Source organism: Haladaptatus sp. DYF46 (assembly GCF_021083305.1).
GTDB lineage: Archaea > Halobacteriota > Halobacteria > Halobacteriales > Haladaptataceae > Haladaptatus.
Genome location: NZ_JAJFAY010000006.1, coordinates 149,863 through 170,576, shown reverse-complemented (window position 1 = coordinate 170,576; position 20,714 = coordinate 149,863). Strand labels below are relative to the sequence as shown.

Genomic DNA, 20,714 nt, shown 5'->3' with positions numbered 1-20,714 from the left:
GTACGAAACGAAAAATGATAGACGACAATCGACCCACGGAGAACAGTCAATCAGACGAGAAAAGCGAGCAGCATTCGTCCGACACCCGCGGCGAACGCGACGCTCGAACGGACGGCGGTCGAATCGTCCCGGGTTTACTTCCCGGTGCGGACGGTCAACCGCTCTCGGACGTCACGGTTCTCGAACTCGGGCACATCATCGCCGGACCGTTCTGTTCGATGTTGCTGGCCGATCTGGGCGCCGAAGTCATCAAGGTCGAACACCCCGAGCGAGGCGACGCCGTCCGGGATTCGAGTCCGATCGGCAATAGCTCGTTCAACTACGTCAATCGGAACAAGCTCAGTATCACCGTCGATCTGAAATCCGAAGCAGGAAACGCCGTTTTCCGCGATCTCGTCGGCGAAGCGGACGTTGTAGTAGAGAACTTCGCCGCGGGGACCGCCGACCGGCTCGGCGTCGGGTACGACGATCTGAGTCGGAGCAACGACTCGTTGGTTTACTGTTCGATAAAGGGGTTCAATCCGGGACCGTACGAGAAGTTCCCGGCGCTCGACCCCGTCGCCGAGGCGCTCTCCGGCGTGATGAGCGTCACGGGGCATCCCGGCACGCCTCCCGCTCGCTCCGGGACGAGCCTCTCGGATATGGCGGCGTCGCTGTACGGGGCACTCACGATACTGGCGGCCATTCGCCAACGGGATGCGACCGGCGAGGGCCAGCACATAACCGTGCCGCTCTTCGAGAGCACCGTCGCGCTGATGGGGTATTGGCTGGCGTACACCCAAGCGTACGACGACGTTCCCGAGCCGATGGGTGCGAGTCACCCCGGGTGGGCCCCCTACGACGTCTTCCGGACCGAAGACGACCGGTGGGTGTTCATCGGACCGTCGTCGGAGAAACAGTGGTTGCGGTTCTGTGAGGCGCTCGACGTCGACCTGCACACGGACGAACGGTTCGAAACGCTCCCGGATAGGCTCGAAAACCGTGAAGAACTCGGCGAGCGCGTTCAATCGATTTGCGACACCTACACCGCGACGGATTTGGTCGAACGCCTACAGGCGGCCAGCGTTCCGGTGGCTCCGGTGAACGATACCAGCGATGTCGCCGCCGACCCGCATCTCGAAGCGACCGACGCTCTCGCGGAGGTTCGGGCGACGGAGGGGGACGGCGATCGTATACGGACTCCGCGATTCCCGGCACACACCACCGGATTCGACCGAGTCGAGTCCACCGATCCGCCGGCGCTGGGCGAGGATACCGACGCCGTCCTCGCCGCGTTCGGCTACGATTCGGAGCGAATCGAACGGCTTCGAGAGGACGGGATCGTATGAAACTCCTCGACCTCACGCTACGCGAAGGCGAACAACGACCCGGCGTTCGCTATTCGGTCGAGCAGAAAGTCACCGCCGCGCGGGAATTGGATTCGCTCGGCGTGGACTACATACAGGTCGGGTTTCCGGTTGCGGACGGTCGAACGGCCGAGGTCTGCGAGCGCACCGATTTGAACGCCTCCATCACCGGACTCGCCCGTTCGATCCCGAGCGATGTGACGGCCGCAATCGAAGCCGGGGTGGACGTCGTCGACCTCTTCGCCCCAACGAGCGAGCGCCAACTCGACCACGTCCTCGGGATAGACCGAACCGAACTGGCGGAAACGGTAATCGAGGCCGCCGACGTCGCCCACGAACACGGTGTCGAGGTACACTTCAGCGCGATGGACGGGTTCAGAACGGAGCCATCCGCCCTCGACGACTTGTTCGCGGCGGTCGACGCGGAACTCTACACGATCGCGGATACGGTCGGCAGTCGGACACCTACCGGTGTCGTTACCCACCTCGAAGCGCTCGACGCCGACCCCTCCTCCGTCGGCGTCCACTTCCACGACGACCTCGGCGTCGGGACGGCGAATGCACTGGCCGCCGCCCGTTGCGGCGTTGGGAAAGTCGATCTCTCGGTCGCGGGTCTCGGTGAGCGGGCCGGAAACGCCGCGCTCGAAGCGTTCGTCGCCGCGGCGAGCGTCGGGGACGAAGCGGTCGACGTTGCGATCGCCGAAGACGAGTTGCTTCCCGTCACGAAGCGCGTTCTCGCCACCTTGGACGAGGACGTGAAACCCGAAAAGTCGCTCCTCGGGGAGGAGGTGTTCTCCCACGAATCCGGCCTCCACACCGCAGCGATGTTGGACGAACCGAGTACGTTCGAACCGTTCGACCCCGCCCGGTTCGGCGGCGAACGGCGGCTCCTCTTCGGTCACGCGACCGGCCGAGGTGCCGCACGACGGATCGTAGAACGGAGCGGGAGACGAGTTACCGAAGCGCGAATCGAGCGATTGGTAGAACGGCTCCACGCGAGTTCCCGAGAGCTGTCGCTCGACGAAGCGATATCGCTCGCCGAACGGATCGACTGAGTCACCGCCGTCGGTTCCGTGAAGGGCTAACCGGCACTCCCCTTCGATTCGTCGGTCGCTGTAGATCGGCGTACCCTCTCATCGAACCGTTTCGATCCGTTCGAGCAACTCCTCGCGAGCCGAGCGTCACAAACCGATCAGTTCTCGTTCGAATCATCCGCATCCTTTCCAAGAATGAGGGCGTTTTCGACGAGGCTTTCGTGCCCGCGACGTAACCGTTCGGAGATGGCTTGGTGGGAGATATCCAGTTCCTCGGCGAGATCCGTCGCGCCGGCTTTCCGAGGGATTTGATAGTAGCCCTGATCGTACGCGAGCGTCAACGTATCTTGTTGCTCATCCGAGAGACCGAAGCGACCTTTTCGACCGTCCTCCAACTGATAGATGTTGATGACGTTCAACGTCATCTCCCGATCCTGGCAGTATTGGTACGTCCGCGAGAGGGCATCTCGTTCGGGAAAGACGATGCGAAGGTTCCACTCGTGTTCGTTGCCCATCGCAGCCAGAATCGTCCCGTCCTCCTCTACGAGGACGCGAACGAGCAACTCGACCTTACTGATCCACTCCATTTGATAGAGCCATTCGTCTCCGAGATCGGCGAGTAGTTCGACGTCTTCGGTCGACGGGTCATCCGCGATCGTCGATTCGATCGTATCACGGGGTTTATCGGCGGTAATCCAGACGAAGGGCATGATACGATCGTCGTCGTGAGCGACGACTCGTTCGACTTCGCAACTCAGTTCATCGATCGCGGATAACGAGTCACTGAGTGCGAATTCAGTCGCGGGGATTCCGACTTCGACGACCGTTGCAGTCATACCCTCACCCAGGGAAGAGCGAACGTTATATCCGTTGGCCAATGGTCGACGAGAGACGGTTGTTGCTGTGCCATAATCGTCCCTATGACGACCGTTTTTCCGGACCGACGGCGGTGATCGGATGCCCGGTCTCACAGAAATGCTCGATCGCATTCTGATTTACCGTCGGCTTTTCCGTACCATCATCTCCCGCCGACCACTCACACTCTTTACAGACGAGCATAAAATCCCCCATCGGCCAACGAGAATACGACCCTGAACAAGACGATAGTGACTGTCACTGCAAGGTATTTTTGACGGGGGTCCGGCTTCGATCGGTGGTTTCCGCCGTCACTCGGCGCGGTCACGACGAGAGGGCGTTCGACGACCGAACGACTCAACGGTCAGAATGGAAGTAAATCGCCCGTTTCCGTTCCGGGAGTTCGGAGTCGTTTTCAACATCGATCCGAGCGGTACACCGGCGTTGATACGATTTGAAAAAGTCGAAAACGGTGCCGGGGAAGAGATCGCGCCAGCGCACACCCTCCTCGACGATAGTCAGTTTGTCGTACGGGGTACCACACTGCGGGCATTCGGTCTGGTCCGGCGCTGAGTTGTGCATCGTACGTCCACTAGACCACTTCTACCGGGAAACATCTGGCGACGATCACTGGTCGGATGACGGGGTCCGTAACGCTCGAATCCAGTCGGTAACGATACCCCGTGTTCGCGGGTCAGTCGTCGAGTTCGACGGTTGCGATCAGCGCGCTATCGTCGGTCGTTCGACCGGTGATTCGGATCGGAATCCGCGTCTCGAATAGCGGTCCGTCGATCGTAACGGTATGATACTCGCCGAACTCGCCCATCGGATGGAGATCGTTCGCGAGGAGGTAATCGAGGAACTCCTCGTCCAGCGGCGCTCCGAGCCAGCGGTCCGCGACGCGTTCCGCGTCGATTTTCACGATTCGAGCCTCGAATCCACGTTCGATGAAGCTTCGATAGAGTTCGATCGGGTTCCCGTCCCAGAGCGGATAGACGGGTGTCAGGTCGAGATCATCGCAGAGGTCATCGACCCACGCACGTAGTTCCGGACCCGTGACGTTCCCGAAGACACCGGTGTTGGATTCGACGGTCGAAAGCGTTTCCCGATAGGTCGGTTCGTAGGACTCCCAGTCGACCCGTCGCCGAATCAGGGGAATGCCCATCGACCGGGCTTGTGCCACGAGTATTTCATCGACCGCGTCGAACCCCGTCTGGGCGTCGTCACGAACCGCCATGTGTACCAGTTGGACGACATCGTACTCCTTCATCGCGCGAAAACACGCAAAACAGCTATCCTTGCCGCCGGACCACGAACAGAACGCCGTCGGGAGCGAACCGTTGATATCCATGGGTGCCTGTTCGGTGTTTCTACGGGTCATATGGACACGTTCTACGGAGTTCCGGTGCGTATTGAGTGTATGGTAGAATCCACGAAAATACGAAACGGAGCGTATAAGAGGTCAATACGATGGGATCGTCCGACAGTGTGCGACCGGTCGTCACGCTGACTAACCGGATACATCCGACCCGTAACGGCATCGCGATCTCCGACCTCCGTCCCGCGTTCCATACCCTCATCGCGTCGTTTCTCTCGTCCCGACGGTGGCCCAGTTTTCCGTCCGTTCGCGGTCGTCGGTGTTCGTTCTTCGGGAATTTATAATTTTTCTAACGGGTTTTAAATAAAGGCCGGTAAAATCATATCCTTTGGAGCATATCCTCTGTATTAGTGTCGCCGAACCCATCGACTATCGAGTCAAACGGAACTGAACACCTATGGTACGGATGAGGAACCTCGTCGTGGGTGGCGTCATCGTGCTGCTCGTTCTGGCAGGGAGCGGCTATCTTGCAGTCACGAACGAGGATGTCCCGAAACCCACCGCTGGCGTTCAGGACTTCGGAGACTGGGGAACGGTTACCGATCAACGAACCGAGGTCGTCACCACCTTTTGGACGACCAACCCCTATCCCGTCGATGTCACGACCGGCAATTCGCTTCACGTGGACTACTCGCTTTCCCTCAACGGAGTCACGGTAGCCGATGGGTCGCGAGAGACGGTCGAACTTCCGCGCGGCAATACGACGCAAACGCAATCGACGTACATAGAAAACGACCGCCTGAAGCGCTGGTGGGTGAATTTCATCGAGGCCGACGAAACGATTCACGCGACTGCGTCCGGAAACGTACGCGTCACCACGCCGGTCAGAGATTGGTCGTATCGAGCGTCGGAGTCACACACCCAGTTCGCAAATCGGACGCCGATTCTCGATTCCATCTCGCATGCCGCCGAGCGAACCGAAGGCGAATACGTTCGTACTCGGCGTGTCGATACCGGTTCCATCCACCGGAAGGTGACTGTCGGCGCGGAGATACAGGATGCCCACGCGAGGTGGGGCCGCGTGACCGGAAACCGGACGACCGTCTCAGTACGGTTCCGAATTCACAACCCGAGCAAGACGGTGCCCATCGTCGTCGATCCGACCGGGCTCAGGATGCGAGCCTCCGTGAACGGAAACACGATGTTCCGTACGGGGAGTGGGGTCCTTTCGGCGAACGCGTCCAAACGGACGTTACTGCGTCCGGGGGAAACCCGGGAAGTCGTCATTCCCGTCACGATGGACAACGAGAAAGTGGACGATTGGTTTCGGTCTCACGTCAAAAACGGCGAACGTTCCACGATCGCCGTCCACACACAGCTCGTCGTCGATCCGATCGGGGTCGGAAAGCCGATTCGTGTTCCCGATGGGGACGGAATCTCCTATCGATGTAGCATGCAAACCGCCATTTTCGAGGACAATCAAACGGCCAAAACGACGTGTGGATGAACCGCCCGCTTGGCGGGTGAACCTCGAACCCGTCAGTCGGTCCCAAACGGCCGATTTCGGAAATAGAGAGGAGAGGAAAAGAGAGGACACGACGATTATCGGAGCTTCCCGATACGTCTAAATCGGCCGCACGAGTATCATTTCCCTCGTCGAGAGCGATACGACGAGTCCAAGCGCGACGAATCGTCGCGTATCTCGGTTCTCACGTGGGAGCGCTTTCGCTAACTGAAATCCCATCCAGATCTGCTCAAATAACGGGGGCTACGGGCCGAGAAAGTGCTTTTTCCGTGGTTTCACTTCACCGGTCGTCTTCGATACTGCCTTCGAAATCGTTGTCCGTGAGGGTGAGGTTCTCCGCGTCTTCGAGGATTTGGAGGGCCGGTTTTCCGCTTCGCGAGCGAGCGGTGACGTCCTCTATCAGCGTCCCGTCGCCGCCCTCCACGAGCGCGTGACTTTCGGAGACGTACGTGCCGCCACGAATCGTACAGTCTGCGGCCTTGTTGATCAGCGCGTGGCGACCGGAGTCGACGCCGTGGTCGACCGAGAGGCCGAGGAACTGGGAGTCATCGCGCTCGTTGAAGATAGCGCCGTACGTACCGCTCGTCTCTGCCTGCCCCGTGATGGTAGTGTCCAATAGCTTCACGCCGTCTTCACCGTCACCGATCTTCACGGCCGAACCGCCGCCAGCCTCGTGCGTGACGTCACAGTGCTGGATGAACGCCCTTCCCGAACCCGGCCGAACCATGATAGCGGGGACCGCATCCTCGGTTTGCACCGTGATGGTGCCGTTGTTGAAATGGCTTCGTTCGGCGTTTTTCGCGACCCACACGGCCGGGCTATTGGGAACGCTCGATTGGATTTCGACGTTGGACGCGACGACGTAGTCCCCGTTATCGTAGCGAAGCCCTTGTTGGGCACGGTCGAACCCACCTTCCTCGTCGACGATTATCGTCGCGTCCTCGACGGTGCTGTTGGTACCACCGATTCGGACGTTCGCCCCCAGACTGTTCTGGAAACGGCCACCTTCGACGTGAACGGACCCGTTGCCATTGGACGCGTACAGTCCGTGGTCCGGGAACGAACCGAGAACACAGTCGCGGAAGGTGATCGTCCCTTCGTTGTTGTTACACAGTATTCCGGTCGGTCCCCATTCCAACCTACTGCCCGGTGCGTTCTCCGTCGCAACCGCGCCGTCGGGGGCCGAGAACCGTTCGACGAGACCCGTACCGTCGGGGTCGGTGATCACGAATCGCCCGGGACCCCACGCACCGCTGTCGTGCGTGCCGGTGACGTCGATGTCTCGGACGACCAATCCGTCGTCAGCGGCCACATCGAGGACTCGAACGCCGGTTTCGTCGCCGCTCATATCGACCGTGAAGTTCTCCACCCTGAGGTCCGTCACGGGGTCGTAATCGACACCCAATTGGAACAGTTTATAATTCCAGTCGTCGCTGTCGTCGAACTCGTCGAACGAGGCCGGGACGAGGGTCGCGTCGTCGCCGACCATTCCGAAGTTATTACAGCCGGTGACGCGAACCCGTTTGTCGATATAGTACTCCCCGCTCGGGAATCGCAACAGCGTATCGCTCGCCGCCAATTCCTCGATGATCGGTGAAATCGATTCGTTCCCGTTCGGGTCCGCGTCTTCATCCGTAACGTCGATCACCGTCCCGTACTGGTCTTCGAGGTCGGACGACGCGGCCACGCCCGTACCGGCCAGTGCGGTCGAGCCGACGGCAACACCGGCGAGTTTGAGATACGAGCGACGACTTGCGGCAGTTCGGTTTTGTCGGTCTGGAGCCATCACGAGAATACCCATAGGCTGCAGTTTAAGATTTTTCGGCCATAGTTCATCCAATAAATAAATTCAAGACTTTATGTCCAATTTTAGTTACATCATGGTTCGAGACAACCATTTTTACCGAGGAATCGAGACGTAATCACACCATGGACCAACCCCGTTCGTTGCTTCGAAAAGAAAGGACGGAGGGTTCCGAATCGACGTCGTCGAAACGAGGGGGGCTCTACGATCGGGAGAGGACTTTTGTAGCCCTCGACAGGTCAGTAGCTCACCGACTGTCGTCGAAGTTCGTGACGAACCGGCGGTTTACCGCATCGAATCCAGCGCTCGAACGGTGTCCGACATGATCCACGCCGTCTCGCTCCCCGGTTCTTCGATGCAGATCGCAAAAAACGACTCGCGGCCCTCGTCGACGGTAATTCGGTACCCACTGCTCGCTAATTTTGGATCGTCGTCAAAAGACGAATCAAACGTAGTCACGGTTGGACTCGGAGTCGGGTATAAATAACGCCTGTGGTTTGAAATGGCTACCGCCCGAGAACGCCCGTTCCCGGGGAACGACGACGCGTCTTCTGTACTCCTCCACGTGTTTTCTGTATCCCTTCAACTCCGGTGAGATTCCAATCGAGAGATGATGTACTCAACATTTTTACGACAGATGATGATACCTCTGTTCATGCGACTCGCACGACTGCTCACTCCGACCGGTCCCGTTTCCGGGGAATACGAGAACGGGACTCTGTACACCGATGACGGTGTCTACGAAGTCGGTATCGACGGACGATTGCTTCCGCCCTGTCGCCCCAGCGCCCTCTACTGCATCGGGCGGAACTACGCGACGACGCTCGAACAGATGGACTACGAACAACCGGAGGAACCCGACTTCTTCATCAAACCGGCGACGAGTCTTCTCGCGGACGGGCGGTCGATACCGTATCCGACCTGGACCGACGAACTCACCTACGCGGGAGAACTGGTCGTCGTCATCGACGAACGCTGTCGGAATCTCTCGCCCGAGGCGGTTCCGTCGGTGGTTCGCGGGTACACGATCATGAACGACGTCGACGCCCTCGACCAGGTCGGGCGCACCGCGCGGAAAGCGTTCGACGGGTCCGCCCCGCTCGGCCCTTGGATCGAAACCGACGTCGACCCGACGAATCTCGACATGGAAACGTACGTCGACGACGAGAAACGGCAGGAATCGAACACGGAACTGATGCTCTTCGACCCGTACGAACTGGTCGCGCACCTCTCGCAGCGGTTTACGCTCCGTCCGGGAGATTGCATCGCACTCGGCAGTCCCGAGAACCCCGGAGTCATCGAACCGGGTCAAACCGTCACCATCACCTACGATGGCATCGGAACGTTGACGAACGACGTCGTCAACGGAGCGTTCCCGTAGTTGGGATTCCCCTTCGTGAGGGGAGGCGGTAGAAGAGTGGCTCGTACCTACGTCACGGGGTGACGTTATCCACCGCGTCAGTTCCCGCCGTCACCGTTCAACGACGAGATGTCGATGGAACCGTTGCTGGTCTCGAACACGAGGGAATGCCGTCCGTCGTTGAGAGTCCCCGAAAAACCGTGTTCGGATTTCTCCACCGAACTCACGTCGATATCGTGAACCGTCACGGGACCGTTCGACGTCTCGGCGGAGAGTTCGACGCTCAGCCCCGGCGCAAGGGCGGCGTCGATAGCCCCGTTCGAGTTCTCGACGGTGACGTCGTTCGGCACGGACGGGATTTCGATGTCGATGGTTCCGTTCGACGTCTCGGCTCCCGCCATCCCGCCGACGTTCTTCGCGGTGATACTCCCGTTGCTCGTCGTCAACGAAACGGTACCCTCGATGTCTTCGACCACGAGATTCCCGTTTCTGCTCCGGTATTCGATGTCCCCGACGAGGTTGGTGGCCTCAATGGAACCGTTCGTGGTCGTCACGGCGTCAGTCACGAGGTTCCTCGGACAGCGAACGTCCATGGAAACGGTCGCTTGATCGTGTCTGATCCCTTCGTCGAACTCGGTGACGATCCGAAGTTCGTTTTCGGTGTTCGTCGCGGTGACGGACACTTCGTGCAAGGACTCGTTCGAATTCGCCCGGATCTCGGCGTGCATATCGACCGTCGAACCGTCGTGGGGTCGTACGTTCACCGGACCGTTTCGATTGTGAACCGCCAGCACCGTGTCCGTGCTCACATCGTACGACCGATCCTTCGTTCGCTTCTCTTTGCCGGTCCCCCTATCGACGTTCCCCCGTTTCGTTTCGCCGGTCTCCCGCTCGCCCTTCGCTCGTTTCGTTTCGCCGTTCCCCCCGTCGTTATTCATCGCGTTCGAAACGCATCCGCCGAGCATTCCGACGACGCTGGCCATCGATATCGCGGAAAATTGTCTTCTGTTCATGGTTGTAGTTTGTCAGCCGCTACCATCGGTGTTCGAGCCGTCCGTGCCATCCCGTCGCTCGGTCGTCAACCGTTTTTCACCGAGCGCGAGCTTGTCACCCGGCTCCAGTCCCGTCCGATTGGCGAACCCGCGGTTCATTTCTACGAAGTACCGCCCCGGAACGTCCGCGGAGTATCTCCGTTTCTCCGAGTCGTTCACGTTCGGCTCCGGACTCGCGTGTTCGATGTTCGTTATCGTCCCGTTCGCCCGCACGAAGATGATGTCCAACGGTATCGTCGTGTTTTTCATCCAGACGGCGACCGGCCGAGGCTTATCGAACACGAACACCATTCCGTGATTGCGCGGGAGCGACTGTCGATGCATCAATCCGTGTTCCCACTCGCTCGGCGAGTTCGCGACCTCCAACGTCACCGGAACTCGCTCGGACCCAGTCGTGAACGCCGCCGAAATCGTCTCGTTCCCGGACGACGACGACGACGTCCGTGACACCGCGACCTGTGATTGGTTCGTCTCCCTCGAAACCGAGGTCGCTCGTTCGGTCGCTACGTCCCCGGTTTCACTCGACGTCGCCGGTCGAGCGACCTCCCCCGAACTCGTCTTCCCACCCTCCTCTGACCCGATTCCGATGCAGCCCGAAACCACGACGAACCCCACCAGACACCCGATGAGACAGAGGATACGTATCCTGCGCATGCTGCAGGCTGGACTACTCTCTAGCGTAAAAAAACTGGGGTTAGTTTCTACCACCCCTCGCGCGATCGATGGAGCGTAACGGCACCCACCGCGTCTCCCCGACCGCACTCGTCCGTCGTAGTCGGTCCGTACGGATCCCGCGGATGATCCGGCTACCGAAAGCGACGGAATCGCCGTGCTTCAAGAGCGGCCTGTCCGTTCGGTAGACGTGACACGGTGACCTCTCGGGGGCAGCAATTAAAAAAAAAACGACCCACGTGAATCGCGCGGATTCAGGTGTCGTTAACGATGCCGTCGACCGTCGCGTTCACGTCGACACCGATGTCGCCGCTCGTCGCGTCGCCGCCTGTCGCGTCACCGCTCGTCGCGTCACCGCTCGTCCCAGTTGCATCGCCGCTTTCGGCCGTCGCGTTGCCGATGAAGCTCACGTCTTGGGTGTTTTCTTGCGTTTGGTCGACGTCGGCGTCAGCATCGCCGCTGGACGAACCGTCGTGACCGTCGTGGCCGTCGTGGCCGTCGTGGCCGTCGTGCGGCGCGCACCAACTCGGATAGTCGGCACCGTACGTCCCGGCGTCCGACATCGAGTCACTGGTGTCGTCGGTCATCGCACCGTCGGTATCGTCGGCCATCGAGTCACCGCTTCCGGTCGTTGCCGAAGCGACACCGACCTGAGAGTTGCTGAATGAAATCGTGTTGTTGTTCTGTTGCACGCTCGCGGTCGCATCGCCGCTGGTGGCGTTCGCGGCACCGCTAGTCGCGGCACCGCTAGTTCCGTTTCCGCCGGTTGCGTCACCGACCGTCGCATTGCCATCGATCTGTGCCGCTGCCGTACCGATCGAACCCGCTGCTACGACAGTCACACACACGAAGAGTATGAGCACTCTTCTGAATTTATTAGTATTTTTCATTGTCACAACCGCGATAACGGTGTACCAGTGGTCGATAGATAAACCCGAAGAATCGTTTATAGCGTCTGGACGGCGCTATAATATGTCATATTGCGATCTCACATGTTACCCTTTACGAACCTCGCAGATGGGTCCGCTTTCGATCCGTACTGGTCGCCTCTACTCTATTTGACTTCCGCGATAGCCATGCTAATTTCTCACATGCAATGGCCCCGTGTTATCCCGCACCGGGACGCTTCGTGGTATTGTTCCCGTTTGCGCCATCGTCGCCAAAGACTCGATTCTGCTCGAACTGCCGAACGAGTACCGAATCGCGACATGACCACTGCTCACGACGGTACTCCCCGGATGGCAGTCTTCCGAGGGGACGTACTCACCGAAATCGAACCGGCCGAGTCGTCGGTTTCCCGCCAACGTGAGGAGCAGTCATGCGGAACTCCTCTCGGTGTAGTCACGGCCGTAGAACGAGCGTTCGTCGGTGAGGACGTGCGTCGCGGGACACGAAAATGGATTGGTAGTTGTTCGCTACGGAACTCCGCGTGTCCGTTACACCAACAGCTCGTTGAACGTGACGTTCGCACCGATGTCGATACCGCCGCTCGTGGCATCGCCGCCCGTCGCGTTCCCGCTCGTCGCGTCGCCGCTCGCCGCGGTCGCATCGCCGCTTTCGGCCGTCGCGTTGCCGATGAAGCTCACGTCTTGGGTGTTTTCTTGCGTTTGGTCGACGTCGGCGTCAGCATCGCCGCTGGACGAACCGTCGTCGCCATGGTGGCCCCACCAGGAGGACTTCGCGGCTCCGTCGTCGCCGCCGTCAGCATCGGTGGAGGCTTCGGCGATTCCGATCTGCTCGTTCGTGAACGAGATATCGTTGTTGTTCTGTTCGACAGTCGCCGTTGCGTCACCGCTCGTTGCGTTCGCCGCACCGCTCGTCGCGTCACCGCTCGTTGCGCTTCCTCCGGTCGCATTTCCGACGGAGGCGTTTACGCCAGCATCAACCTGTGCCGCACCTGTACCTGCGAAACCGACTGTGAGAAGCGTCGCACACATCGCGAGTACGAGTGCGCTCCTGATCACGTTTCGTTTCATGATTGGTCATACGGCGAACGAGCTGCTACCCGATTCAGGTGAAACACCACCTGTACGTGTAGCAACGTACCGCCGCAGCCACGATAACCAGCGAGCAGTATATAAAACGGAACTACAGTTTTACGTTCAGTTATCGATTTTGCCCGGCACTAAAGCCTCCCGTCGAAATATAGCCCACATCAACGATCACTGTGGTCGGGCTTAATTTACAGTACAGTCACCCAAGTCATTCGACCGATCGGACGATCGATGCTCCGTCGTGGCCCTTCGGTCGTTCACTCCCAAACCGCCTGAACCAAAGCAGTACGTACTAGTGAGTCACCGTGGAAATAACACTCCGAAGCGAATACGCGACACCGCTCTCCAACAGTTCGAGACAAAACGATGAACGAACCAACGCCGAACGTAACGAGGCGAACGTTCGTCGCGGCCGCGACGGGACTGGTCCCCGTCGGTTCCAATCGAGTGGACGACACGGAGAACGACCGGGAATCGGCGGGTCGCCTGCTCTTCGACAACGACACGAACGGGATGGTCGAGCTATCCGTTTCGATGGTACGGGGCGGAATGAAGAGGGTAGTCGTTTCGCCGAATCGCGGCCCGACGACCACCGTTCGGTACCCGACCCCGCTTTCCGAGGATCCACCCGTCCTCGACGAACCCATCGTCGAGATGAAACCCGTCTCGGGCGCGACGATCGTGAGAAAGAAGTACCTCGTCCCCTCCGGGGAAGGGATAACGCTGCTCATCCCAACACTGCCCCGGCAAAGTTCCCTCTTTTACACCACCCGGTCTCGGTCGAAAGGCGAGGGTAGTTCCATCGAGAAGTACGGGAAAGTCCGCTGCTCTTCGGTCTTCGACGTGTATCTGCGTGGTAACGGAACGCAAACGACGTGTGGCAGTCGTATCTCACGTCTCGATGACCGGCGGTCCGTGCGGGTGGAAACGCTCGACGTGCCGAAGCCGACGTGATGCGAACGCGGCCCGAACGGCATCCGAAATAGCAGCCAGAACGCGTCGGGAGGATGTTCGACGGCAGAATTGCGTCCCGCACGCGTTCGTCGGAGACACGGCGTGCCATCGGTTCGTGAAGCTCCGGGGTTTACAGCGCTCGGTAGCCAATTGCCCGACAATTCGTCTATCCGTGGCTAGCGGTCGAATCGAAGGTCCGGGGCGTCCACGATACCGAAAGCCCGCCGGATGTAGAATGGCGTGGCACTCGCCGGCTCACATGTCTCAGTCGGGTGAGACGGGTTGCTCATCCCTCGGCTCGCCATCGTGGAGTCCTTCGTGCAGCCACACAAACAGGTACGCGTACAGTTACACGCGTCAGTTACTCCCCGTCGTCCGAACTACTCGTGGAAAGTCGTCGAACGGCAAAAAAGAATCCGCGTACTCATCGGTCGCAAAGATGTCCGTCTACGGGACCGTACCGTCGACAAACCCGCCGAGCGTGACGTTCGCGTCAACACTGATGCCGCCGCTCGTCGCGTCGCCGCCCGTCGCGTTACCGCTCGTCGCGTCGCCGCTGGTGGCGCTCGCGTCACCGCTCGTCGCACTTGCATTGCCAGTGAAGCTCACGCTCTGGCTGTTTTCTTGCGTTTGGTCGACGTCGGCGTCAGCATCGCCGCTGGATGAACCGTCGTCGCCATCGTGGTTCCACCAGGAGGACTTCGCGGCTCCGTCGTCGCCGCCGTCAGCACCGGTGGAGGCTTCGGCGATTCCGGTCTGCTCGTTCGTGAACGAGATATCGTTGTCGTTCTGTTCGACGGACGCCGAAGCGTTGCCGCTGGTGGCGCTTGCCGCACCGCTCGTCGCGTCACCGCTCGTTGCGCTTCCTCCGGTCGCATCCCCGGTGGAAGCGTTCGCGTCCACGTCTATCTGTGCTGCGCCTGTGCCTGCGAAACCGACCGTGAGGAGTGTCGCGCAGATCATCACTACGAGCGCACTCCGTGCTATTTTTCGAACCATGTGAATCGTTTCGGTGAATGGCCGCTGACGTACCGCTCAGCGCCATTGCCTGCTCCGCTACCAGCCGTCCTTGGATAAACGGATAGCACCGTTTGAATCGTTAATCGATCATGTATCCGGTTATTGTCGCCCTCGTTCGGGGGGAGTCCATCGATTTGGATACGTGCCGAGGGGATGATATCTGTGGGAAATACCGTTTTTCCGTCTACGGATTACTCCACGGTATCGCCGGTTGAGACCTCGTAGAGCGATCAATACGGTCCGAGCGGTCCGCGGTCGTAGCCCGACCGTTTCGGGAGGATACGGTGGGCGTATCGACGTTAACGCGTCCTAGTTTCACCCCCTCGGTCGTCCGGATACGCCGGGCGCCGGTCCCGACTTCCGCATCATCCCTTTTTAACCAGTTCTGAACCAGTTGCGATTTTGAACCGTTCGATGGCGTTTCGTTGTTCGAGGATAACGTCGGTTAATACGTCTGTAGAAAACGTCGGTATCGAGGCTAAACACCGGGTTTGAGCGGTTTTCGATTTAGAGTCGATAAAAATCCCAAAACGATAGCACGGGTTTATACTCACTTTGCTGGTAGCGTGGCAGCGATGGTGTCGCTGGGTGCACCCGTGATGCACCGAATCGTGACACCCGCTCATCGAGGTGAATATCAACATGCGCAAAGCAGCAAGCAGGATGCTCGTACTCGCGATGTGTGCGACGCTCCTCACAGTCGGTTTCGCAGGCACAGGCGCGGCACAAACAGACGTAAACGCGACCCTTTCGACCGGAGACGCGACCGGGGGAAGTGCAACGAGCGGCGCAGCGACGAGCGGTGATGCGAGCGCCACCAGCGGCGACGCTTCGGCGTCCGTCGTTCAGAGTGGAAACTCCATCTCCTCGGACAACTCGCAAGCCGGTGAGGCAGCAGCGGGGTCGGATTCCGGCGGCAGTGACGAGAAAGCGATGTCCGGATCCTGGTACAACCCTGACGACGGCTCGTCCAGCGGCGACGCTGACGCCGACGTCGACCAGTCACAGTCGAACAGTCAAGACGTGAGCTTCTCCGGCGACGCGAGCGCCACCAGCGGTGACGCGAGCGCCACCAGCGGTGACGCCACGAGCGGCGACGCGACGGGCGGCGACGCCACGAGCGGCGGCATCGACATCGGTGCGAACGTCACGGTCGGCGGCCTGCTCTAAATCACCATCGAATGAGTGGAGCCGTTTAATCGGCTCTATTCACCATACTGATTTTTTCTCGGCGAAACCGCTCTCGTACCAGCCACAGCGAGCGGAGAACCGAGAGAGTTCGTTGCGACGTAGGGAGAGTTCGTTGTGACGTAGGGATGGTCAATCGCGAAGAGCCGAGTGATGGCACCGGGTAGTGTGCGCCTGTTGGACCGAGTAAGCACACCGAAACCGACGGTCGGGAACGGTCCGCTGGTCCCTGTTCACTGCGGCACGCGTGCGTCTCGGAAGCGACGTGAAAGACCACACGCACCCGAGCTTCGGCGCCGAAAAAGCGTCCCCAAGTCGATGTCCGAATACTCGACGCCAGTGGTCGAAGTGTATTCCCACAGGATAGCCCGATCGCTCGTCACGACGGGGAGTGTCTCTGTATAGCGAATTGTACGATACAATCGTCGTTTCTCGGCGACCGACGGGCGTTTTACATGCACGACACTACGTCGGGGAAGGTCCTCGCCGAACCCATTCGTCCCGCGTTGAGAGGATAATAGAGGCGGGAACCCCGTGAAACCGAACACTCGCTCTCCGCAGCCGACGAGCGATTCACACTCGAAGAAACGCGGGAACGGGGATACGCCGTTAACGATGAAGAAGCGGTCGATGGTCTCTATTCCGTCCGAAACCGATTCATCACCCCGACGGTCGCGTTTGTGGCGCAGTGAGTCTGGACAGCCCAACTACCGTGTCGACGAGGGATCGGTCGAAGAGTTGGTCTCGCAACTCGACCGGGCGGTCCAGAACGTCGAACGGGAATCGAGCGAGCGTTCACCGTCCCCCTAATCGGGTGAACTCACGGCGCGCCGGCGAGGACGAACAGCGATTCAGTATCGCCGTTCTGAATCTGACGGGTGGCCTCGGGTGGGAGTCGAATCGCATCACCGCTCTCCATCTGCACTTCCTCGTCGTTGACGGTCACCGTCGCGGAGCCATCGACGAGAAGGTACACTTCCTCGTGTTCGCGGTCTACGTGTGCGTGCTCTTTGCCGGTCCATCTCGGTTCGCATTCGAGTACCGAAATGCCGAATCGCTCGCATTCGAGGGGGTCTCGAAGAAAGTGTAACCCGTCGGCGACACTCTCGACATCGTGATAGTTGACTTTCTCGTATGCCATACGTAGACCACTAGCCCCTCGGACGGTAAAATCACCCGGCCCCTTCGACCGTCCTCGATTTATCGGTCGGCCGCCGTCTCGACCGCCGACCAGACCCGCTCGTTGGTCAACGGCATGTCGAGGGTGTCGACCCCGAGCGGTTCGAGAGCGTCGATAACCGCGTTGACGACCGCCGGCATCGAGCCGATGGTCCCCGCCTCGCCCACCCCTTTTACGCCGAGGGCGTTGTTCGGAGACGGCGTCACCGTGCTATCCGACTCGATATCGGGGACGTCGATCGCTTTGGGGATCGCGTAGTCCTGCAAGGAAGACGTGGCGAGGTTACCGTTCGCGTCGTAGTGGCCGTCCTCGTACAGCGCCTGACCGATTCCCTGGACGATACCACCAACGATCTGTCCTTCGACGAGTTTCGGGTTGATCTGCGGGCCGACGTCATCGACGGCGACGTACCGCTGGAACGACACCTCACCGCTTTCCGGGTCGACTTCGACGACCGCGACGTGGGTACCGAACGGTGCCGTCGAGCCGTCCGGTTCGAAGTACACCGACGCTTCGAGACCGGGGTCAACGTCGTCCGGGAGGTTTCGCGGGTTGTACGCGTCGGCGGAGACGTCCCGAAACGTAATCCCGTAATCCGGTGCGCCCTGAACATGAAACTCCCCCTCCGAAAATTCGATGTCCGCCTCGGCGGCTTCGAGACGGTGGGCGGCGATCGTCCGCGCCTTCTCTTCGATACGTCGGGATGCCTTCCGAATGGCGTTCCCCGCCATCGGCAAACTTCGGCTGCCAGCGGTGCCACCGCCTTCAGTGACCTTGTCGGTGTCCCCCTCGACGATTTCGATAGCGTCGTAGTCGACACCCAATTGGTCACTCACGATTTGAGCATAGGTCGTTTCGTGTCCTTGGCCCGTATCCTGCGTGCCGGTGTGAACGACGACCTGCCCGTCGGCGTTGACCCTCATCTGTCCGCTCTCGATACTTCCCGCAGAGCCGCCACAGATCTCGACGTACGAGGAAAAGCCGATGCCCAGATACCGTCCGTCGTCACGGGCGCGCTCCTGGCGTTCGCGGAATTCGTCGTAGTCGACGATTTCGAGGGCTCGGTCGAGCGTCTTCCCGTAGTCACCGCTATCGTAGTTCATTTTGAGGGCCGTCTCGACCGGGAACGATTCCGGCGGAACGAAGTTTCGTCGGCGAAACTCGACCGGGTCCATCCCGAGTTCGCGGGCGCAGGTGCTCGCCAGCCGTTCGATGATGTAGGCGGCCTCCGGTCGGCCAGCACCGCGGTAGGCCGAAATCGGAGCCGTGTTGGTGATCACTCCTCGAACGGAGACGTGCCCGACGTCGACGTCGTAGGCACCACAGAGCATCCCCGCGGTTCCCTTCGGGATGCCCACTCCACCGACCGTCGGGTATCCACCGAGATCCGCGTCGATCTCCCCTCGGAGCGCGAGGATGTGCCCCGACGCGTCGAGCGCCGCCTCGACGTGCGTCTCCTGCCGACGAGCGTGGACCATCGATTGGAAGTCGTCGGTGCGACGGGCCTGCCACTTGATCGGACGTTCGAGTCGCATCGAACACCACGCCGTCAGAAGGTGGCCGGCGTACGGTTGGAGTTTCGCGCCGAAGCCACCGCCGACGTCCGGCACACGAACGGTGATACGGTGTCGAGGCAACCCGAGAACCGTTGCAAGCCGATCTTGAACCGCGTGCGGGTTTTGGCTCGAGAGTTCGACCGTCAGTTTGTCGTCCGACGGTCGATACTGCGCAACCGCCGCTCGCGGTTCGATCGCCGTCGGGATTACGCGGTTGTTCGACGGATCGAGCGAGACAGTGTGTGCAGCCTGTGAAAACAGTTCTTCAGTCCCCTCGCGGTCGCCGGTGTCCCACTCGAAGGCGACGTTGCCCGGTACGCTATCGTGAATCGGCGGCGCATCCGATGAGACGGCGTCGTCGAGTTGTGGAGCGGCATCGAGGCGTTCGTATTCGACGTCGATCGCATCGAGTGCATCGAAGGCGGCGTACCGCTGCTCGGCGACGACTGCGGCGACGGGTTGCCCTTGGTACCGCACGCGGTCATCGGCGAGGAGGGGCCGCTCGACGGACATTTCCTCCCCGCTATCGTCGTCTTCTTGGAGATCTTCGGCGTCCAGTTCGGCGGCCGGCATCGTACCATCGAGGCCGGATTCGAGAAGGTCGTCGTGGGTATAGACGGCGATCACGTCGCTGTGGGCTTCAGCGTCGGTCACGTCGATCGACTCGATTCGAGCGTGCGCGTACTGGCTGCCGAGGAGCGCGAGGTACCCCATTCGCGGATACTGGATATCGTCGGTATACCGGGCGTCACCCGTCAGAAGGTGTCGATCCTCTCGACGCTGAACGGCGGTTCCGGTCATCTCACCGGGCCTGACCTCGGTGAAATCGACCGTTTCGATCGTCATAGAACTCCTCCCGTCGGATGGTAAAGTGAACTACCTCGTCCGCGCCCGGTCGTGAGTCTTATTCGCATGGTGAAATAGTTGGTTTATCCATGCACATTAAGCCGACTGTTCCGGTGAGCTAGGTGAGACGATTTTCGCCCGGTGTTCTCATTCCCATGCTCGTTTCGTCCAGCATCGCGGAATCTTCGCTCTCGGCTAGTAGGGCGGAACGAACGCACGAACGAGACCCGCTGCAGCGAACCATCCCTTGAGGGGACAGATAGGGGCCACAGAAAGCTGCTTTTCGTACCAACCGAGATGCTGTGACGACGATGGGTGGACCCGAGAGTGGTTAACATAGCCACCTATCGTAGACATTGTATCTGTTGTAGCTATTGTACCCATTTTATCCATTCATCTGTCGTGACTATCATATCTATTATCCCTATTGTTCCTATTGCATCTATTTTGGATATTTTAAGCACAGTAGCTATTGTAGCCGGAAAGCGGCAGATGACGAGCCGTAGACGAGCGACAGGTGAACGCTGTTACGCGTACTCTCCGTTGAATTTCGTTGTCTTTTCCCGATGGTTCCGAACGGAAACGTCAGCACGTCATGCCGCTACCGGTGCAGACTGCTGGGGTCACGGCAAAAATAGCGTCAAGAGCGTGTTCGGTGCTCCCCTCGTTCGTTATATGGAGATGGACTCCTCGTCCTCGTCCGTGTCGTCCGTGCGAACGGTCGTCAGCGACCCCTCTCGGACGTCCGCGAGAACCGTTTCGCCGTCGCTGGTTAACTGGTAAATTGCTTCACCGGTTACGGGTACGATAAGCCCGTTCTCGCGAAGAAGGTCGCATCGGCGTTCAGCGTACGACAGGTGGAGCCCCATCCGATTTGCAACGATCGGAATATATTCGGGTTGTATACGCTGCAGGCTAGTGAGTATCTCGATATCTACGGGACGCATCCAGTTCAGACTCTCGGTCATATCGATCGCTCGGCCCGTACTATGGGTCATGTTACCATATAT

At 59.7% G+C, this 20,714-nt stretch carries 19 protein-coding genes; 6 read left to right on the top strand and 13 right to left on the bottom strand.

What is annotated here, in order from left to right:
- Window positions 1–14: 14 nt before the first annotated feature.
- Together LJF34_RS22635 and LJF34_RS22630 are read left to right on the top strand one after the other, a co-directional pair.
- On the top strand, window positions 15–1,328 hold the full coding sequence (locus tag LJF34_RS22635; protein ID WP_231188054.1) for a CaiB/BaiF CoA-transferase family protein: 1,314 nt from the start codon (window positions 15–17) through the stop codon (window positions 1,326–1,328).
- Complete coding sequence (locus tag LJF34_RS22630) at window positions 1,325–2,401, top strand: citramalate synthase (protein WP_231188051.1); 1,077 nt, start codon at window positions 1,325–1,327, stop codon at window positions 2,399–2,401. Before LJF34_RS22635 ends, LJF34_RS22630 begins: the two co-directional genes overlap by 4 nt.
- A gap of 137 nt (window positions 2,402–2,538) precedes the next feature.
- Here LJF34_RS22630 and LJF34_RS22625 read toward each other — a convergent pair whose 3' ends face one another.
- The 3 genes from LJF34_RS22625 to LJF34_RS22615 form a co-directional block, all read right to left on the bottom strand.
- Window positions 2,539–3,216, bottom strand: a complete 678-nt coding sequence (locus LJF34_RS22625) for a bacterio-opsin activator domain-containing protein (protein ID WP_231188049.1) — start codon at window positions 3,214–3,216, stop codon at window positions 2,539–2,541.
- Between the two features lie 376 nt (window positions 3,217–3,592).
- Complete coding sequence (locus tag LJF34_RS22620) at window positions 3,593–3,817, bottom strand: hypothetical protein (protein WP_231188048.1); 225 nt, start codon at window positions 3,815–3,817, stop codon at window positions 3,593–3,595.
- A 112-nt stretch (window positions 3,818–3,929) separates the two neighbouring features.
- A complete protein-coding gene (locus tag LJF34_RS22615; protein ID WP_231188046.1) occupies window positions 3,930–4,616 on the bottom strand; it encodes a diphthine--ammonia ligase in 687 nt (228 codons plus the stop codon).
- A gap of 394 nt (window positions 4,617–5,010) precedes the next feature.
- On the opposite strand from LJF34_RS22615, the gene LJF34_RS22610 reads away from it, so the two are divergent.
- The gene (locus tag LJF34_RS22610) at window positions 5,011–6,060 is read left to right on the top strand and encodes an LEA type 2 family protein (RefSeq protein ID WP_231188044.1); all 1,050 of its coding nucleotides are present in this window, start codon (window positions 5,011–5,013) and stop codon (window positions 6,058–6,060) included.
- Between the two features lie 298 nt (window positions 6,061–6,358).
- Here LJF34_RS22610 and LJF34_RS22605 read toward each other — a convergent pair whose 3' ends face one another.
- Window positions 6,359–7,864, bottom strand: coding sequence for a hypothetical protein (locus LJF34_RS22605; protein WP_231188043.1), 1,506 nt, complete (start codon window positions 7,862–7,864; stop codon window positions 6,359–6,361).
- 303 nt (window positions 7,865–8,167) lie between these two features.
- On the bottom strand, window positions 8,168–8,341 hold the full coding sequence (locus LJF34_RS22600) for a hypothetical protein (protein ID WP_231188042.1): 174 nt from the start codon (window positions 8,339–8,341) through the stop codon (window positions 8,168–8,170).
- Between the two features lie 196 nt (window positions 8,342–8,537).
- On the opposite strand from LJF34_RS22600, the gene LJF34_RS22595 reads away from it, so the two are divergent.
- Complete coding sequence (locus LJF34_RS22595; RefSeq protein ID WP_231188041.1) at window positions 8,538–9,263, top strand: fumarylacetoacetate hydrolase family protein; 726 nt, start codon at window positions 8,538–8,540, stop codon at window positions 9,261–9,263.
- Between the two features lie 77 nt (window positions 9,264–9,340).
- On the opposite strand, the gene LJF34_RS22590 is transcribed toward LJF34_RS22595, so the two are convergent.
- From LJF34_RS22590 to LJF34_RS22575, 4 genes are all read right to left on the bottom strand, one after another.
- Window positions 9,341–10,255 carry a DUF4097 domain-containing protein gene (locus tag LJF34_RS22590; RefSeq protein WP_231188040.1) on the bottom strand — a complete coding sequence of 305 codons (915 nt, stop codon included), beginning with the start codon at window positions 10,253–10,255 and terminating at the stop codon, window positions 9,341–9,343.
- A gap of 12 nt (window positions 10,256–10,267) precedes the next feature.
- Window positions 10,268–10,948 (bottom strand): DUF192 domain-containing protein, encoded by a 681-nt coding sequence (locus LJF34_RS22585; protein ID WP_231188039.1) that lies wholly within the window; start codon window positions 10,946–10,948, stop codon window positions 10,268–10,270.
- Window positions 10,949–11,220: 272 nt separating this feature from the next.
- A complete protein-coding gene (locus tag LJF34_RS22580) occupies window positions 11,221–11,808 on the bottom strand; it encodes a hypothetical protein (protein ID WP_231188038.1) in 588 nt (195 codons plus the stop codon).
- A 594-nt stretch (window positions 11,809–12,402) separates the two neighbouring features.
- The gene (locus tag LJF34_RS22575) at window positions 12,403–12,942 is read right to left on the bottom strand and encodes a hypothetical protein (protein WP_231188037.1); all 540 of its coding nucleotides are present in this window, start codon (window positions 12,940–12,942) and stop codon (window positions 12,403–12,405) included.
- 384 nt (window positions 12,943–13,326) lie between these two features.
- Here LJF34_RS22575 and LJF34_RS22570 point away from each other — a divergent pair, with 384 nt between their 5' ends.
- A complete protein-coding gene (locus tag LJF34_RS22570; RefSeq protein ID WP_231188036.1) occupies window positions 13,327–13,914 on the top strand; it encodes a hypothetical protein in 588 nt (195 codons plus the stop codon).
- A 447-nt stretch (window positions 13,915–14,361) separates the two neighbouring features.
- Here the strand turns inward: LJF34_RS22570 and LJF34_RS22565 are convergent, their stop codons facing one another.
- Entirely contained in the window at window positions 14,362–14,913 is a 552-nt protein-coding gene (locus tag LJF34_RS22565) for a hypothetical protein (RefSeq protein WP_231188033.1), read from the bottom strand.
- Between the two features lie 663 nt (window positions 14,914–15,576).
- On the opposite strand from LJF34_RS22565, the gene LJF34_RS22560 reads away from it, so the two are divergent.
- Window positions 15,577–16,104, top strand: a complete 528-nt coding sequence (locus tag LJF34_RS22560) for a hypothetical protein (RefSeq protein WP_231188032.1) — start codon at window positions 15,577–15,579, stop codon at window positions 16,102–16,104.
- An 838-nt stretch (window positions 16,105–16,942) separates the two neighbouring features.
- On the opposite strand, the gene LJF34_RS22555 is transcribed toward LJF34_RS22560, so the two are convergent.
- From LJF34_RS22555 to LJF34_RS22545, 3 genes are all read right to left on the bottom strand, one after another.
- Entirely contained in the window at window positions 16,943–17,263 is a 321-nt protein-coding gene (locus LJF34_RS22555; RefSeq protein WP_231188030.1) for a cupin domain-containing protein, read from the bottom strand.
- Window positions 17,264–17,322: 59 nt separating this feature from the next.
- A complete protein-coding gene (locus tag LJF34_RS22550; RefSeq protein WP_231188028.1) occupies window positions 17,323–19,704 on the bottom strand; it encodes a xanthine dehydrogenase family protein molybdopterin-binding subunit in 2,382 nt (793 codons plus the stop codon).
- Between the two features lie 671 nt (window positions 19,705–20,375).
- Entirely contained in the window at window positions 20,376–20,672 is a 297-nt protein-coding gene (locus LJF34_RS22545) for a hypothetical protein (RefSeq protein WP_231188026.1), read from the bottom strand.
- Window positions 20,673–20,714: the final 42 nt, after the last annotated feature.

Coding starts and splice junctions, on each gene's coding strand:
- LJF34_RS22615 (WP_231188046.1), bottom strand. CDS start 4,616: ATGACCCGTAGAAACACCGAACAGGCACCCATGGATATCAACGGTTCG.
- LJF34_RS22565 (WP_231188033.1), bottom strand. CDS start 14,913: ATGGTTCGAAAAATAGCACGGAGTGCGCTCGTAGTGATGATCTGCGCG.
- LJF34_RS22635 (WP_231188054.1), top strand. CDS start 15: ATGATAGACGACAATCGACCCACGGAGAACAGTCAATCAGACGAGAAA.
- LJF34_RS22550 (WP_231188028.1), bottom strand. CDS start 19,704: ATGACGATCGAAACGGTCGATTTCACCGAGGTCAGGCCCGGTGAGATG.
- LJF34_RS22590 (WP_231188040.1), bottom strand. CDS start 10,255: ATGAACAGAAGACAATTTTCCGCGATATCGATGGCCAGCGTCGTCGGA.
- LJF34_RS22555 (WP_231188030.1), bottom strand. CDS start 17,263: ATGGCATACGAGAAAGTCAACTATCACGATGTCGAGAGTGTCGCCGAC.
- LJF34_RS22575 (WP_231188037.1), bottom strand. CDS start 12,942: ATGAAACGAAACGTGATCAGGAGCGCACTCGTACTCGCGATGTGTGCG.
- LJF34_RS22570 (WP_231188036.1), top strand. CDS start 13,327: ATGAACGAACCAACGCCGAACGTAACGAGGCGAACGTTCGTCGCGGCC.
- LJF34_RS22560 (WP_231188032.1), top strand. CDS start 15,577: ATGCGCAAAGCAGCAAGCAGGATGCTCGTACTCGCGATGTGTGCGACG.
- LJF34_RS22545 (WP_231188026.1), bottom strand. CDS start 20,672: ATGACCGAGAGTCTGAACTGGATGCGTCCCGTAGATATCGAGATACTC.
- LJF34_RS22620 (WP_231188048.1), bottom strand. CDS start 3,817: ATGCACAACTCAGCGCCGGACCAGACCGAATGCCCGCAGTGTGGTACC.
- LJF34_RS22585 (WP_231188039.1), bottom strand. CDS start 10,948: ATGCGCAGGATACGTATCCTCTGTCTCATCGGGTGTCTGGTGGGGTTC.
- LJF34_RS22625 (WP_231188049.1), bottom strand. CDS start 3,216: ATGACTGCAACGGTCGTCGAAGTCGGAATCCCCGCGACTGAATTCGCA.
- LJF34_RS22605 (WP_231188043.1), bottom strand. CDS start 7,864: ATGGCTCCAGACCGACAAAACCGAACTGCCGCAAGTCGTCGCTCGTAT.
- LJF34_RS22630 (WP_231188051.1), top strand. CDS start 1,325: ATGAAACTCCTCGACCTCACGCTACGCGAAGGCGAACAACGACCCGGC.
- LJF34_RS22595 (WP_231188041.1), top strand. CDS start 8,538: ATGCGACTCGCACGACTGCTCACTCCGACCGGTCCCGTTTCCGGGGAA.
- LJF34_RS22610 (WP_231188044.1), top strand. CDS start 5,011: ATGGTACGGATGAGGAACCTCGTCGTGGGTGGCGTCATCGTGCTGCTC.